The sequence below is a fragment of the Amedibacillus dolichus DSM 3991 genome (genome assembly GCF_000154285.1).
Lineage (GTDB): Bacteria > Bacillota_I > Bacilli_A > Erysipelotrichales > Erysipelotrichaceae > Amedibacillus > Amedibacillus dolichus.
On the sequence record NZ_DS483474.1, the window covers coordinates 349,596 to 365,126 of the forward strand.

18 protein-coding genes are annotated in these 15,531 nt (G+C 34.6%); 11 read left to right on the forward strand and 7 right to left on the reverse strand.

The annotated features are described in order from the left end of the window. The first annotated feature begins 53 nt into the window (after positions 1-53). Positions 54-518, forward strand: coding sequence for an S-ribosylhomocysteine lyase (locus EUBDOL_RS04735; protein ID WP_004799041.1), 465 nt, complete (start codon positions 54-56; stop codon positions 516-518). A gap of 89 nt (positions 519-607) precedes the next feature. Here EUBDOL_RS04735 and EUBDOL_RS04740 read toward each other — a convergent pair whose 3' ends face one another. From EUBDOL_RS04740 to EUBDOL_RS04760, 5 genes are read right to left on the reverse strand one after another with little or no spacing between them, the layout of a single operon-like run. Then, the gene (locus EUBDOL_RS04740) at positions 608-1,306 is read right to left on the reverse strand and encodes an ABC transporter ATP-binding protein (RefSeq protein WP_004799043.1); all 699 of its coding nucleotides are present in this window, start codon (positions 1,304-1,306) and stop codon (positions 608-610) included. Next, positions 1,300-2,124, reverse strand: coding sequence for a hypothetical protein (locus EUBDOL_RS04745; protein ID WP_004799045.1), 825 nt, complete (start codon positions 2,122-2,124; stop codon positions 1,300-1,302). Before EUBDOL_RS04745 ends, EUBDOL_RS04740 begins: the two co-directional genes overlap by 7 nt. Positions 2,125-2,129: 5 nt before the next feature. Continuing rightward, a complete protein-coding gene (locus EUBDOL_RS04750; protein ID WP_040463082.1) occupies positions 2,130-3,359 on the reverse strand; it encodes a hypothetical protein in 1,230 nt (409 codons plus the stop codon). Next, positions 3,356-4,087 carry a hypothetical protein gene (locus EUBDOL_RS04755; protein ID WP_004799049.1) on the reverse strand — a complete coding sequence of 244 codons (732 nt, stop codon included), beginning with the start codon at positions 4,085-4,087 and terminating at the stop codon, positions 3,356-3,358. Before EUBDOL_RS04755 ends, EUBDOL_RS04750 begins: the two co-directional genes overlap by 4 nt. 52 nt (positions 4,088-4,139) lie before the next feature. Then, positions 4,140-4,511, reverse strand: coding sequence for a GntR family transcriptional regulator (locus EUBDOL_RS04760; RefSeq protein ID WP_004799050.1), 372 nt, complete (start codon positions 4,509-4,511; stop codon positions 4,140-4,142). A 256-nt stretch (positions 4,512-4,767) separates the two neighbouring features. Between EUBDOL_RS04760 and EUBDOL_RS04765 the strand changes: the two genes are divergently transcribed. After that, positions 4,768-5,757, forward strand: coding sequence for an ATP-binding protein (locus tag EUBDOL_RS04765; protein WP_004799052.1), 990 nt, complete (start codon positions 4,768-4,770; stop codon positions 5,755-5,757). Between the two features lie 70 nt (positions 5,758-5,827). Here EUBDOL_RS04765 and EUBDOL_RS04770 read toward each other — a convergent pair whose 3' ends face one another. Together EUBDOL_RS04770 and EUBDOL_RS04775 are read right to left on the reverse strand one after the other, a co-directional pair. After that, complete coding sequence (locus EUBDOL_RS04770) at positions 5,828-6,748, reverse strand: helix-turn-helix transcriptional regulator (protein WP_004799054.1); 921 nt, start codon at positions 6,746-6,748, stop codon at positions 5,828-5,830. 8 nt (positions 6,749-6,756) lie between these two features. After that, on the reverse strand, positions 6,757-7,131 hold the full coding sequence (locus EUBDOL_RS04775; RefSeq protein WP_172583753.1) for an ArsR/SmtB family transcription factor: 375 nt from the start codon (positions 7,129-7,131) through the stop codon (positions 6,757-6,759). Positions 7,132-7,309: 178 nt separating this feature from the next. Between EUBDOL_RS04775 and EUBDOL_RS04780 the strand changes: the two genes are divergently transcribed. The 9 genes from EUBDOL_RS04780 to EUBDOL_RS11215 all read left to right on the forward strand — a co-directional run. Continuing rightward, positions 7,310-7,528, forward strand: coding sequence for a cation transporter (locus EUBDOL_RS04780; protein WP_004799061.1), 219 nt, complete (start codon positions 7,310-7,312; stop codon positions 7,526-7,528). A 92-nt stretch (positions 7,529-7,620) separates the two neighbouring features. Further along, positions 7,621-9,507 (forward strand): heavy metal translocating P-type ATPase, encoded by a 1,887-nt coding sequence (locus tag EUBDOL_RS04785; RefSeq protein ID WP_004799063.1) that lies wholly within the window; start codon positions 7,621-7,623, stop codon positions 9,505-9,507. An 11-nt stretch (positions 9,508-9,518) separates the two neighbouring features. Continuing rightward, complete coding sequence (locus EUBDOL_RS04790) at positions 9,519-9,818, forward strand: ArsR/SmtB family transcription factor (protein ID WP_235713692.1); 300 nt, start codon at positions 9,519-9,521, stop codon at positions 9,816-9,818. Between the two features lie 410 nt (positions 9,819-10,228). Beyond that, positions 10,229-11,443 carry an XRE family transcriptional regulator gene (locus EUBDOL_RS04795; RefSeq protein WP_004799066.1) on the forward strand — a complete coding sequence of 405 codons (1,215 nt, stop codon included), beginning with the start codon at positions 10,229-10,231 and terminating at the stop codon, positions 11,441-11,443. Between the two features lie 1,057 nt (positions 11,444-12,500). Continuing rightward, positions 12,501-12,710, forward strand: a complete 210-nt coding sequence (locus tag EUBDOL_RS04800) for a hypothetical protein (RefSeq protein WP_002303258.1) — start codon at positions 12,501-12,503, stop codon at positions 12,708-12,710. 111 nt (positions 12,711-12,821) lie between these two features. Beyond that, positions 12,822-14,435: a recombinase family protein gene (locus EUBDOL_RS04805; protein ID WP_004799112.1), complete on the forward strand. Its 1,614-nt coding sequence runs from the start codon at positions 12,822-12,824 to the stop codon at positions 14,433-14,435. A 39-nt stretch (positions 14,436-14,474) separates the two neighbouring features. Then, positions 14,475-14,654 (forward strand): ATP-binding protein, encoded by a 180-nt coding sequence (locus tag EUBDOL_RS04810; RefSeq protein ID WP_004799114.1) that lies wholly within the window; start codon positions 14,475-14,477, stop codon positions 14,652-14,654. Between the two features lie 46 nt (positions 14,655-14,700). Further along, positions 14,701-15,270 carry a helix-turn-helix domain-containing protein gene (locus tag EUBDOL_RS04815; RefSeq protein WP_004799116.1) on the forward strand — a complete coding sequence of 190 codons (570 nt, stop codon included), beginning with the start codon at positions 14,701-14,703 and terminating at the stop codon, positions 15,268-15,270. 17 nt (positions 15,271-15,287) lie between these two features. Further along, a partial coding sequence (locus tag EUBDOL_RS11215; protein WP_004799119.1) for an IS3 family transposase occupies positions 15,288-15,531 on the forward strand: 244 nt, incomplete at its 3' end.

Here is a 15,531-nt window from a genome sequence, read left to right on the forward strand (position 1 = left end):
AAGACCTGTTTGGCAGGTCTTTTCGTTATCAAGGATAGAAAGGAATAAGCAAGATGAAGAAGATTACAAGCTTTTGTATCGATCACGATATATTAGGAAAGGGAATGTATATCTCACGCATTGATGGGGATATCATTACCTATGATTTGCGTATGGTTGTGCCTAATGGGGGAGTGTACTTGGAAAATGCCGGTTTGCACACCTTTGAGCATTTATTTGCAACCTATGTTCGCAACTCAAAATATAGTGAGGATATTATTTATGCCGGTCCGATGGGCTGTCGTACAGGATTCTATTTCCTTACTCGTGATAGCATAAGCAAACAAGAAGCGATTGCTTTGGTACAGGATACCATGAAGTTTATTGCGGAATTTGAAGGCGATATTCCCGGAGCGCAGGAACCTAAGGAATGTGGTAATTATTTAGATCATAACCTTGCACAAGCAAAGGCTTATGCAATGGATTACAAAGAAGTGATACAGGAGTGGAGCGTTGAGAAGCTTCGCTATCCGGAATAGTTATTTTACGAACAAGAGGCTGTAATGGTCTCTTTTGTTTTATTAAAATAGGAAAAAAGTGCGCATATAAGCGCACACGAAGGGAAGGATTAGGGTGCAGTCTTAGCTTTGGGACGATAGGTATCTAATAAAGCACGCAAGTCTTTTCCTTCTTTGTTTAATTCATCTATGAAAACATCTTCTTTGATACTTCCATTATCCAAAACAATACAGCGGTCAATAACATTTTCGATTTCTTCTATGTTATGAGTAGAAATTAAAATAATTACATCATCTTTTAACTGCTCAATCAATAAGCGAACAGTATCTTCTTTGGCATAAATATCTAGGGTAGTAAAGGGTTCATCTAAAATGATCAGTTTGGCATTCGTCGCAAATCCGGCACTGATTTCCACTTTTAACTGCTGTCCTTTGGATAAATTACGAATATGTGTAGTGGTATCCACTTCGAATTGTTCCAATAATTTTTGATAATCGTCTTTTGAAAAGGAAGGGTAATACATAGCAAGAAAATTTCCGTATTCTTCTGCACTCATGTAAGGAAAAAAACTACCATCTTCACTGATAAAGGCAATCTGAGTATATTGTTCTTCTATACTTTTTCCATTGTAGGACACTACACCGCTGTCGATTGGCACTAGGTTTAAAATAGCTTTTAACAAGGTGGTTTTCCCACTTCCGTTTCTTCCAAGGATACCGGTAATTTGACCTTCCTGAAATGTGATTGAGGTTTTTTGTAATCCATGATTATTACGATATAATTTACTTACTTGTTCTAATTTCAACATAGCTTTAACCTCCTGTATGTATATACTGTTTCAAGCTTTATTATAAATAGTAGACTAAATGTGAGTGAAGCGATGAAAACAAAGGATCTCATATTTACTTCTACAAGCATGATTGTCATGATTACGATATAAGCGATTATTAACAAGGCTTCTTTTAATTGTACATTCTCTTTTAGGATATGAAGTGTATAAACTTCTGCAAGGATAAAGGAAAGAAAACAACTGATAAGGTTTAATAAGCCTGCAAAGCTATTGGGATAGAATGTGTGAAATAGATATGCTTCTTGGGGAGAGAGCATAGATTCTATGTAATTATTAACATAGAGGGCTTGTGATAGATTTTCTTCTTGTGTCGAAAACATATAGGAAAACGATTGGTAGGTAGTAGGGATCGAGGAATGACTTTCAAGTGAATCCAGCAAACTTACAAAATATTGAAAAGCTAGATACATAACCATAAGACTGAGGATATAGAAGGTTATTGTTATGATTGAAAGTATGATGATATCCGCAAGCATACGTTTCTTTTGTGTATGTGCCAACAGCAGCCATCTTGTTTTTCCTTGGCGATAGTCAAGGGCGATACGTAAGATATAGTAGAAACCGGAAATGATTATAAAGAAGTAAGTGAGTGTATATATCCGGTTAAAATAATCGGATATATGTTGTGTCCATGTCCATAAAGGTGTAGTATAGTTTGAAATATCATACGCTATTTCATGTGTCGAAGAAATACTCAATAAAAGAAATGCACATAGCAGTAGCATATATACGATGAAGATACGTTTAAAATGATATTTTAGCTCTTGTTTTAACATATAGATCACCTCTTAAATCGAAATGGGGCTAGGAATGGATAATAAGATTGAAAGTTGCTTGATGAACTGTAATTTTCTGCGGAGAAAACAGAAAGTGTGCCGGTATAAAGGATCTTTTCATTGTCAATAACTTGAATAAGGGTATCGTAAGCTTTGGGTTCCTTAAAATTGTGCCATAAAGTATAAATAATCCCATCTTGGTATAGGATATCATCAATGCCATGCTTCTTTTCGATATTTTGTATGAAATCGCTAGCAACACTTTCTTCGATTCGCATAGTGGCAGTATTGATGATATAGAGCTTTCCGTTATGGATAAAGCACATATAAGCGTCATTTTGAAATACCTGTTCAATCGTTGAATCTCCCTCAAGGATAAGTTCATCTATTCTATTGGCGCTATGATCATATTTTGTAAGATAAAGCTGATGATTTTTCTCACTGAATACAAGAAAATAGTTAGGGAATAAGCGGACACCTAAATAGTTATAAGACATATCCAACTTTTTAAGCTTTTCGATTGTATAGGCTTCCGTAAAGTTTTGATAAGCTTGCGAACGAAGCTCACTTAGGGAAACATCTTTTTTGCGTTTGACATGGTAGATATAGTTTTGTCCTTTCATATTTTGATTGCTGAATGGAACAGTAAAGAAATCATCTTGTTCGAAATCAAAATTGCTTTGAATTTTTGAAGGTTCATCGAATGTTGTGGTAAGAGGGTCTGATGAGTAAATTTCTTTATCTTCACTTGCTATGGTATCGCTCGATTGAATGATTTGATGCTCATTGTCAGCTGTATAGTATAAATCGGTTTTCAGGGAAAGATATTCATAAGGAAGCTTTGAGCCTTGTAAAGTAAGATAAATATCGGCTTTATCAATCTGTCTTGTATATTCAACATAGTCATTTGTTTCTGTTTCCTCTTTTATTTTCCAATCGGTAATAGTCTTGCAGTTATCTTTGCAGTAATATTCTAAATAAGCAGTCGATTCGCTATCCTCATCATAATATTTTTGTATGGAATGATGTTCTTTTGTATTTTCATCAAAGGAAATGAGAACGTAATTGTTATGGATATTGACATAGCTTGCAAAAGAAATTCCTTTTAATATATTGCGATCGCCTTCGACATCTTTTATGGAAGAGGTCGCTTGTTTTGTGTAAAGCAGTGGTGTAAACATACATACGATACTGCATAGAATAACTACGCTTAAGAAAATAGATGTTTTTTTCATTTTGGCTTCCTCCTTTTCCATAGAAAGCTGGATTTTAAAATCAGCGGGTGTAAAGTGAGAAGGGCAAGAGCAGAAAGTAAAGGCATGATTTCAAATAACTCTGTTAATTGATTTTCTATTTTGCATATCCAATTAAATAAGAATATGAGTGCAAGCATGCTTATATAAAGGAGGCTATTGCGTTCGTATTTGTCAGAATCCTTCCCTAGCAGTAAAAAGACACTGATACATGTGAGGTTGATTAAGGTTAAAAGATCAAATAGAAGGGTGTTCCAAGTCATTGGAAGATAGGTTGCGCTAGTAGTATTTGAAAGCATAAAGAATAAATAGGAATGTTCTTGAAAAGGTTGTTGATTACGAAGTAAAAAATACAAAAGGGTCCAAGCAATGATATTTGCACAAAATAATCCAAGGTAACTTATGAATTGAAACAGCAGCTCGCTATATAGGAAAGAGGTTTTAGCTATTGGAAGCAAGCGAATCCTAGTCAATCCACCTTTGTTCATAAATGTTTTATAACGCTTATGATGAAGGATAAACAGAACGAGAAAGCCGAGGTATAAGATAATCATCATAAGAGGATTAGGGAATCCTACGTTTGTATTCATGACATTGATGTTCATTAAGACAAGAAGTGGCTGAAATATGAGAATAAAGAAATATAAAATAAGAATGTGTTTGATATATGGTGCTGAGGTATTTTCTATGAATAATCGAATTTCTTTCATACTATTCTCCTTTCTGTATTATATGTATAATACACTAGATGGAAATAAAAAATCAGTTATTCCATGCTTCCGTTAGTAACGAAATGGTTTGTTGGAAGTCTAATCCACTGCTTTGGCATTCTTTTACAAAGCGGTGAACAGTTTCTTTGATCATTTCCTCATGCAGCTTTTTCAAGACTTCTTCATTAACGATTACAACGCTTTTAACATTGCTGATGGTCTTGATGATTCCTTCATCTTCTAGCTGTTTATAAGCTTTTTGTACGGTGTTTGGATTGATGGATAGCTGCATGGCTAATTCTCGGCGGCTAGGTAGTTCTTCATAATGTGTAAGTTCATTTGATAAAATTGATTTTTTGATATAGCGGCTTAACTGTGGATAGACCGGTTCTTTTTTATTAAATTGAATATCCTTGAAATTCATGCGCAACCACCTCTTTCTAAGTGTATTATATATACAATACACTAGAGTGTCAATAAAAGGGATATATTTTATTTAAAATAAGGAATAAAGGAGGATTTGTCATACATAGTGCTTGATTTCAATAGTTATTTTTATACGTAATTATTACATTACAATGCGAAAATTATATGAAAATTAAAAGTTTTCGCATTATAATGCAAAAACTTTGGGATATTACGCTATGATTGTGTATTATAAAGAATAAGGAGATACGGTTGTGATTATTCAGCGTGAACAGTATTTCAATAAATTGAAAGCATTGAAGGATAAAAAAATAATAAAGGTAGTTACAGGTATTAGACGTTGTGGGAAAACAACCTTACTAAATATTTTTCAAGACTATTTGCGTTCAAGTGGTGTAACTGATGAACAGATAATATCAATCAATTTCGAAGATTTGGACTTTGAAGAATATCGTGATTATAAGAAGCTGTATGCTTACTTAAAAAGTAGGCTTGTCAGTGGAAAGATGACATATATATTTTTAGATGAAATTCAGCATGTAGAGGATTTTCCTAAAGTTGTTGATAGCTTATATATTAAAGATTATGTAGATTTATATATTACAGGTTCGAATGCTTATATGCTTTCCTCAGAGATTGCAACGTTAATTTCAGGAAGATATATTCAAATTGAAATGCTACCATTATCGTTTAAAGAATATATGATAAGTACGGGGGATATGACCAATAAGGCTGAAAAGTATATAGAGTATTTAGAAAACAGTGCATTTCCCTATACGATTGAATTAAAGGATCAGCCCGAGCAAATAAAGGATTATTTGGAGGGCATTTATAATACGATTGTGTTAAAGGATATTGTTAATAGGAAAAAGATAACAGATGTTATGATGTTGAAAAGTGTTTTGCGCTATGTATTTGATAATATAGGAAATCCATTATCTTCAAAAAAAATAGCAGATACAATGACTAGAAATGGAAGAAAGGTGGATTCTCGGACAATTGAGAAATATTTGGAAGCTTTCATGGAAAGCTATATTGTTTACAAGGCAAAACGCTATAATATTAAGGGAAAACAATATTTAAAAACATTGGAAAAATATTATGTTGTAGATATCGGCTTACGCTATATGCTGCTTGGAAATCGGAGTTTCCCAAACAAAAGGATATTAAGAAATAACCTGTGTTTACCTGCTTGCAAAAACATAATATTCCAATTAGGGAGAGATACTACGAGATTATCATAGTATCTCTTTTTGATACCAAACCCTATTACACATAAAATATTGATTTAAAGCTATTATATAGAGAATTAAATTATTTTGATTTGTTTGAATGGAACATTCGATATTCTGTTGGCAAAACATCATAATATCCCTTAAAAGTTTTAGAAAATTTACTTTGGCTTTCGTAACCTACTTCTTTTGCAATTTCCTTTATACTTTTTGGTGTCTCTATTAGCAAACGGGTTGCCATTTTCATTCGGTGTTCTTTTATATGTGAGGCAATAGAAGTACCGTATACAGCTTTAAAGACGGACTTTAATGTAGTAGGATTGATAAGATACTTGCGTGCCGTTTCATCTATTGTTATCCGTTGGCTTATATTATCCAACAGGTATTTGTGTATACTACGAACAAGTTCAACTTGTTCAGATTGATATTCAGACAATCGGTTTTCTGTATCGAAGGATAATTTACTTAGATACAGTAAGAGTTCTATCACTTTTATTCGCCAATACGCAAGTTGAAATTCTTTTGGCTGATGATAGAATGATGAAAAGATAGCGTCTGTTTCTTCATTACCAATAAAAGCTGAAAAATTTCCATCTTTACAAAATTTATCAAGTATACTATTTCCTGTAATCCCAGTATTTTTTAATAATTCTGGCGGTTCTTCTGAAAGGGTATTTAAGTCAATATAAATGGTAATCCCCTCATAGTATTCATTAGGTAAAGTTATTGTAGAGTTAGAACAATATTCCATTGTATGTAATGAAAAATCATGTTCCCCTAAGCAAACGCTATTTCCATTAGACATTTTCCACCCAATTCTTCCCTTATGGCAGTAATTGATTTCTAAAATATGTCTTAATGGCTCATGCGTATCAGTATGTTTGTTGCCAGTTAATGACATAAAAGCAAGTTTTATACCTTTGTATAAATCATAACTAACTATATGATATTTATTAGAAAGTTCTTGAATACTTTTTTCTAATGGTGCGATTTTGTTGCTCATAATATTATTTACTCCTTATGTTCAGGGCAGGTAATCATCAAAATTTTTTCAATCATTTTATGTAACAATACACTCTGCTCTGTATTTGCTGACTTATAGTAAACCTCTTTCCCTACCCGTCTGCTAGATACTAAATCTTTGTTTCGTAACTCTCTAAGATGATGGGATATGGCAGGACTTGTCATTTTCATCATTGCAGATAGATTTAGAACACATTCCTCACAATGACATAAAAGCCAAAATAAACGAATACGTGTAGGATCACTTAATTGTTTAAATAATTCTGAAACTATTTGAAAGTGTTGAATATCATTAAGTTGTTCTAATAACTCAGTATTATCTATTTCGTTATGATGATTATGTGGTAACTTCATATAAGACATATACAATCTTCCTTTCATTTTGCTCTGTTTAGAAATGTGTTTCGCCCATTTAGTAGGTAATCACATATCTCTGTTGACTTTAGGTTATGAGAGAATTATACTACAGTCATAACAATTAAACAAGTGCTTAATTGTTGAATGGAAGTTTAAATAACAATCACGAAAGGAGATATTTATCATGAAAAAAACTTACAAAATCGAAGTTGACTGTGCAAACTGTGCAAATCTTATGGAGGATGCAGCAAAAAAGACAGCTGGAGTAGCAAATGCAACTGTAAACTTTATGACACAAAAAATGATTGTAGAGTTTGAAGATGGAAAAGAACCAAAAGCAGTTATGAATGATGTTTTAAAGGCTTGCAAAAAGGTAGAGCCAGATTGTGAGATTGAACTTTAGAAAAAACGCACCCCTAAATACAAAAGGGGTGCAAATTTAAAAAGATTATATGAATAATTAAACATATATAAAATAAATAGGAGGAATGGACTGTGAATAAGAAGCAGAAAAAAATGTTGACAAGAATTATTATTGCGGCAGTTATGATTATTGCTTTGAATTTGATACAGGTAACAGGAATTGTGCAACTATTACTTTACTTGGCAACATATTTAATAATCGGCTATGATATTTTAAAGAAAGCAGGCAAAGGAATTATAAACCGACAAGTTTTTGATGAAAACTTTTTAATGGCAGTGGCAACAGTGGGAGCTTTTGCACTAGCAATTTACTCTGGAAGTGGAGATTACAATGAAGCAATCGCTGTTATGTTATTCTATCAAATTGGAGAATTATTCCAGAGTTACGCAGTAGGAAAAAGCCGTAAAAATATTAGTGCGTTGATGGATATTCGACCAGATTATGCAAATGTAGAAAGAAATGGAAAACTAGAAAAAGTAGACCCTGACGAAGTCGGTATAGAAAGTATAATTGTCGTTCAGCCTGGAGAAAAAGTTCCATTAGATGGTATTGTAATAGAGGGTTCATCTAGCCTTAATACAAGTGCATTAACAGGTGAAAGTTTACCTCGTGATGTAAAACAAGGCGATGAAATTATCAGTGGTTGTATCAATATGACAGGGGTTTTAAAAATTCAGACAACAAAAGAATTTGGCGAATCAACAGTTTCAAAAATTTTAGAGCTTGTAGAAAATTCAAGTTCCAGAAAATCTAAATCAGAGAACTTTATTTCTAAATTTGCAAGAGTATATACCCCAGCAGTATGTTATGGTGCATTAGCGTTGGCGTTATTGCCACCATTAGTACAAATGTTGTTCTTAGGTCAAACAGCACAATGGGGAGTATGGATTTACAGAGCCCTTACTTTCCTTGTAATTAGTTGTCCATGTGCATTGGTTATCAGTATACCGCTTAGCTTTTTTGCAGGTATCGGTGGTGCAAGTAAAGAAGGGGTGTTGATTAAAGGTTCTAATTATATGGAAACTTTATCACAAGCAAAATATGTAGTATTTGACAAAACAGGAACTTTGACACAAGGAGTATTTGAAGTAAGTGCTGTTCATCACAATGAGATGGAAGAAAAGAAACTTTTGGAATATGCTGCTTTAGCAGAATGTGCGTCTTCTCATCCAATCAGTAAGAGCTTGCAAAAAGCCTATGGGAAAGAGATAGACCGTAGCAGAGTTTCTGATATAAAGGAAATCAGTGGACATGGAATTATTGCAAAAGTAGATGGTCATGAGGTAGCTGCTGGAAACAGCAAACTTATGAAACAAATAGGTGTGGAGTATTATGATTGTCATAGAGTTGGAACAATCATTCACATGGCAATCAATGGTGAATATGCTGGACATATCGTAATTTCCGATATTTTAAAGCCACATTCAAAAGAAGTGATTGCAGAATTGAAAAAAGCTGGTGTAGAAAAAACAGTAATGCTTACAGGAGACGCTAAACGTGTTGCAGACCAAGTGGCTCAATCGCTTGGAATTGATGAAGTATATAGCGAATTACTTCCAGCAGATAAAGTGTCAAAAGTTGAAGAACTACTTTCTGTAAAAGCAGAGAAAGATAAACTTGCCTTTGTTGGAGACGGAATTAATGACGCACCTGTATTGACTCGTGCAGATATTGGTATTGCAATGGGAGCGATGGGTTCTGATGCGGCGATTGAAGCTGCTGATGTCGTTCTTATGGATGATGACCCACTAAAAATTTCTAAAGCAATCAAGATTTCGAGAAAATGCCTTAGAATTGTATATCAGAATATCATCTTTGCATTGGTTATCAAATTTGCATGTCTTGGACTAGGTGCAATAGGTATTGCAAATATGTGGTTTGCTATTTTCGCAGATGTTGGTGTCATGATTATTGCAATATTAAATGCTATTAGAGCATTAAGAGTGCATAATTTATAATTTAGATGAAAATGCAAAAACTTATTATAGAAGATTGCTTGCAATTGGTGGAATTTTTCAAAACGCTGGGAGATTTTACAAGATTAAGGATAGTGCTTGAATTAAAAACAAAAAGATGTGTTGGAGAATTAGCGGAAGAATTAGAGATGTCTCATTCAGCAGTCTCCCACCAATTAAATATATTAAAAGCTAATGGTATAGTAAAAAGTCAAAGACAAGGAAAATACATTTACTATATAGTGCAAGATGAATATGTACAAAATGCTATCGAAAGGTGCAAAACTTTGTTTGATAAGGAGTATTGTTTGTAATATTTAAGATTAAACAAGATGGATATAAGAAATGAATAGAAAGACGGAGTGATCCAGACACGGCGGTGGGAAAATCTCTTAGATTTTTCCGCCGTTTTTAGTGGCTGGTTCACTTCGGCAGTTGAGCGAGCTTGCGAGCGAACATCAAGCCCCCGTTATCTAACAAGGGGGGCAAAAAAACAAGAGACAATATACACTACTAAGCGGAAAACGCTGTATTTACAAGGCAAAACTGCATTTTACATGGTGTGATATAAATTATGCCGTTATCACTTGGAAAAATTGAATAAGGCATAAGAAAGACAGTTGATTTCAAACGAGAAATTGATTGTCTTTTTCTTTTGCAGAAATTTAAGTATAGGCAATTATCAAATATGGTAGTTGCCTTTTTTGATTGGAGGAATTGAAGAATGAATGATAAAAACTTTATTGAAGTATTAAGACAAAAGCGTGAAGAATATGGAGTAACACAAACAAAACTTGCTGTTGCCTGTGGTATCAGCCGTGAATATTACAACCGCATTGAAAAAGGGAAACAGCCATTGAATGATGAATTAAGAGAAGTCATAGAAAAACAGATTGAGCGTTTCAATCCGCAAGAACCGTTGTTTTTGCTGATTGATTATTTTCGTGTCCGCTTTCCTACTACGGACGCATTAAAGATTATTCGTGATGTATTACAACTGAAAGCTGATTATATGCTTTATGAAGATTTTGGAAAGTACGGATATGAAAGCAAATATGTTTTAGGAGACATCAACATCATGTGTTCTATGCAGGAGCATTTAGGTGTTTTGTTAGAACTGAAAGGCAGAGGGTGTCGGCAAATGGAATGTTATCTGCTGGCACAGGAACGCTCATGGTATAACTTCATGCTGGATTGTATGACGGCTGGTGGTGTGATGAAACGGCTTGATTTGGCTATCAATGATAAAGCAGGAATATTGGATATTCCAAAGTTAAAGGAAAAATACAAGGCTGGCGAATGTATCTCCTACTTCCGTATGCAGAAAGATTACAGCGGTACAGAAAAATGCGGTAGCGATTTACCAAAGAATACAGGAGAAACCTTATATCTCGGTTCAACAAGTAGCGAATTATATATGTGTGCTTATCAGAAGAATTATGAGCAGTATGCCAAGAATGGCACAGAAATTGAAGATACGGAGATTAAGAACCGTTTTGAAATACGCATGAAGAATGAACGAGCCTATTATGCGGTTGTAGATTTACTGACCTATCGGGACGCTGAACGCACCGCTTTTTCTATCATCAATCATTATGTCCGCTTTGTTGACAGAGAGGACGACAAGCCAAAAAGTCAATGGATAACAAATGATGATTGGGCATGGTTTGTAGGGGAAAACAGAGAGCCGATACGCTTAACCACAAAACCAGAGCCTTACACTTTACAAAAAGCGTTGCATTGGCTACAAAGACAAGTCGCACCAACCATAAAAATGGTACAGGCATTAGATAAAGAAAATCATACAACGATACTGAAAGATATGATTGAACAGGCAGAACTCAAAGGCAAGCATAAACATTTATTACAATTAGAAAAATCGACCATAGAAGAACGAATAGATACCGCTGTTCCACAAGAGAATGACGGTATTTTTTAATGTAATTGAAAAATTTCAGATTTAGTCAGCAAAGAGTCATTTTTATTCCCTATATGGAACGGAAAAGAAAAATGAACTTTTTTATCAAATCTGCAACAAAACAGCTACTTGCGTACAGATATGGTGCGAGAAAAGGAAATCTAAACTTTTTTTGAAAATAGGTCATTAAATCAGGGCTTGCTGTCCCTATATGATGTGAAAGAAGAAAAAAGTTTTGAAAAAATGACGGAAATTCCTGATTAGTGGACAGTGTTCTATGAAAAGAGGAAAAACTATCTTAAATTTGTATTCAAATATCTTACTCGTGTCGAGTGTTGGTGCAAGAAAGAAGAAATTATTATGTCATTTCTTGATTTGTATTCAAACAGGCATTAGCAGTTGAGTGTTGATGTGAAAAGAGGAAAATACTTTATTCTAAACTTAACAATTTAAGGTTTCCGTTCCCTATATGGTGCAAAGAAAATATTTCATTCTATTGTTGGCAGTAACGGTATGGTTTGGGTAGTTAGGGTGTGAAAAGAAAAATAATCTTTTTTCGTCATTAACTTAGCAAAATGACAATTTCTATCCCTATATGGTGCAAGAAAAGAAGTTAAAATTTTTCCATTTCAACTTAGCAAATGGACGTTTGCTGTACAGATAATAGTGAAAAAGGAGAAAATGAACCGTTGATTGTCAAAATGAACCGTTCCATTTGTACTAATAATGGAAAAAGTTTTGAATTTTGGTTACATTTCCCCTCTTTTCCAACGCGGTATATAGGAAAGATGATTTTCTTCTTTCGTGTTCTTTGACAACTGAATAAAGCAATTCAATACGTTTGACAGACAGCAAGCCGTTGAAACAAATACGCCATGACCTTTTCCCTGCAAAAGCGAGCGAACTCTATTTGTGTTCTTGTAAAAGATTTGTTCTCTTTTATCGCCATGACCTGTGCTGTCAGATAATGATACTCCCGTACAGCCACAGCTTGAGCATTAAGAGCGTCGCACGCAATGGGTACGGCTACATAAGAACTATGCAGAGGTGGAACTCCTGTGGGCTATGACAAAAGCCGTTGAATTGCTTAGAAAGATTTTACAGAAAGGGGGTATGTGTTATTGATAATGCTGTAAAAACAATTCAAAAGAAAAATGGCAAGTGTGGCATTGGCAACAGAGGAAAGACAAAGATTGTAGTAAAAGAGCATTTTTCCGAAAAGGGCAAAACAATGGAAGAACTTCTAACTGATGTCATGCTGGAAAAAGCAAAGCAGACAATCGCATAAAATCGGTGCAGTTGTAAGAAATAGATTGAATGACAAAAAGTACCCGTGTTATACTTTACTTGCAAGCAGGTATTGTAAACACGGGTTAGTTATAAAGGAGGATAACTGACAATGAAACAACAGATTTACAATACTGCACTTTATCTTAGGTTAAGCCGAGATGATGAATTACAGGGCGAAAGTTCCAGCATTACCACACAGAGAAGTATGTTGCGTTTATATGCAAAAGAACATCATTTGAATGTCATTGATGAATATATTGATGACGGCTGGTCGGGAACAAATTTTGACAGACCGAGTTTTCAAAGAATGATTGAGGATATAGAGGCAGGAAAAATCAACTGTGTTGTAACAAAAGACCTTTCCCGACTTGGCAGAAACTATATTATGACAGGACAATATACAGAATTGTATTTCCCTAGTCATAATGTCCGCTACATAGCGATTGATGACGGTGTAGACAGCGAAAAAGGCGAAAGTGAGATTGCACCATTTAAGAACATCATCAATGAATGGGTGGCAAGAGATACAAGCCGTAAAGTCAAATCAGCATTTAAGACAAAGTTTGCGGAGGGTGCTCATTACGGTGCTTATGCTCCGTTAGGATATAAGAAACACCCTGACATCAAAGGAAAACTGTTGATTGATGATGAAACAAAATGGATTATTGAAAAAATCTTTTCTCTAGCCTATCAAGGTTACGGAAGTGCAAAAATCACAAAGCAGTTAAGAGCAGAAAAAGTTCCGACAGCGTCATGGCTGAATTTTACAAGGTATGGTACGTTTGCACATATCTTTGAGGGAAACCCCGAAAGTAAACGTTATGAGTGGACGATTGCTCATGTCAAGGCGATATTGAAAAGTGAAGTCTATATCGGAAACAGTGTCCACAATATGCAGTCTACGGTATCGTTCAAGAGTAAAAAGAAAGTGCGTAAACCCGAAAGTGAATGGTTTCGAGTAGAAAACACGCATGAGCCGATTATTGACAAGGAAGTGTTCTATCGTGTGCAGGAGCAGATAAAATCAAGACGCAGACAGACAAAGGAAAAGGCAACGCCGATATTTGCAGGGCTTGTCAAGTGTGCGGATTGTGGCTGGTCTATGAGATTTGGAACGAATAAGGCAAATAAAACGCCATACAGTTATTATGCTTGCAGTTACTACGGGCAGTTTGGCAAAGGTAATTGTTCTATGCACTATATCCGCTATGATGTGCTGTATCAAGCCGTATTGGAACGATTGCAATATTGGGCTAAGGCAGTACAGCAGGACGAAGAAAAGGCATTGAACAAGATACAGAAAGTCGGCAATGCAGAGCGAATACGGGAAAAGAAGAAAAAGGCAAGTACATTGAAGAAAGCCGAGAACAGACAAAGTGAGATTGACCGTTTATTTGCGAAAATGTATGAAGATAGAGCCTGTGAGAAGATAACAGAGCGAAATTTTGTGATGTTGTCCAGCAAGTACCAAAAAGAACAGATAGAACTGGAACAGCAGATAACAAGCCTAAGAGAAGAACTAAGTAAAATGGAACAGGATATGATAGGTGCTGAAAAGTGGATTGAGTTAATCAAGGAATATTCCATACCAAAGGAATTGACAGCACCGTTATTAAATGCAATGATAGAAAAAATCCTCATACATGAAGCGACAACGAATGAGGATAACGAAAGAATACAGGAAATTGAGATATATTACCGATTTATCGGAAAAGTTGAGTAATCAACAAGAGTAATATTTTTAACTAAGGGAAACCGGAAAATGAATGCCGGACATATTTTAGAGAATATTGTATATTTAGAACTGCTGCGTCAAGGATATGATGTCTATGTAGGCAAAATTGATACTTTTGAGGTCGATTTCGTTGCCCAAAATCAAAAAGGGAATCATTATTTTCAAGTAGCGTTAAGTGTTCGTGATGAAAAAACGCTCGAACGATGATATGTACCCTCTTTACTGGACAAGCCAGTAAGGAGGGTATTTTTATATGCGTTATAGTTATGAGTTTAAATTGGAATGTGTACAATTCTATAAAGAAACAGGCACATATCCACCAACACCCGAGAAAGTCAAACAACATTCTTTTAGATATAAAATTAGAGAATGGACAAGAATGTATGATAAACACGGACCTAATATCTTGAAACATTCAAACGAAAATTATAAGTGGACACCTGATGCTAAGTTAGTTTTAATAAATCAATATTTAACAGGTAAATCCATGACGTCTGTTGCGATTGACGCGGGAATTGATAAAGGTTTATTGTACTCTTGGATTCGCAAATACGAAGAATTAGGATATAATGGTCTTGTAGAATCTAAGAAAGGTCGCAAATGCAAGAATCCTGATATGAACAAGAAAACAATAGTACAAAGAGATTTAAATGAAACTGAATTAGAAGAATTAATTAGATTAAGAGCTGAAAATGAATATATCAAAGCAGAAATTGAAGTATTAAAAAAATCGATCGCCTTGAGAAAGGAAAAGGAAGCTGCGCATCTCAAGGCGAAAAAGCAGCGATCATCAAAGAACTTAGAGAGCAAGGATACAAACTAAAATATCTATTGAAAGCTATGAGATTATCTAAATCAACATATTATTTTGAAGTATCGAAAGATGATAAAGTAGCTATAAGAAATGAAGAATTAACCAAGGAAATAGTAAAATTGTTTAATAAACATAAAGGACGATATGGTGTAAGACGCATTTATCACGCATTAAAAGCTAAAGGTATTCATGTTAACCATAAGCGTGTACAACGGATTATGCATATTAACGGATTACTGGGAAAATGCATAATCCGTTGTACACGCTTAT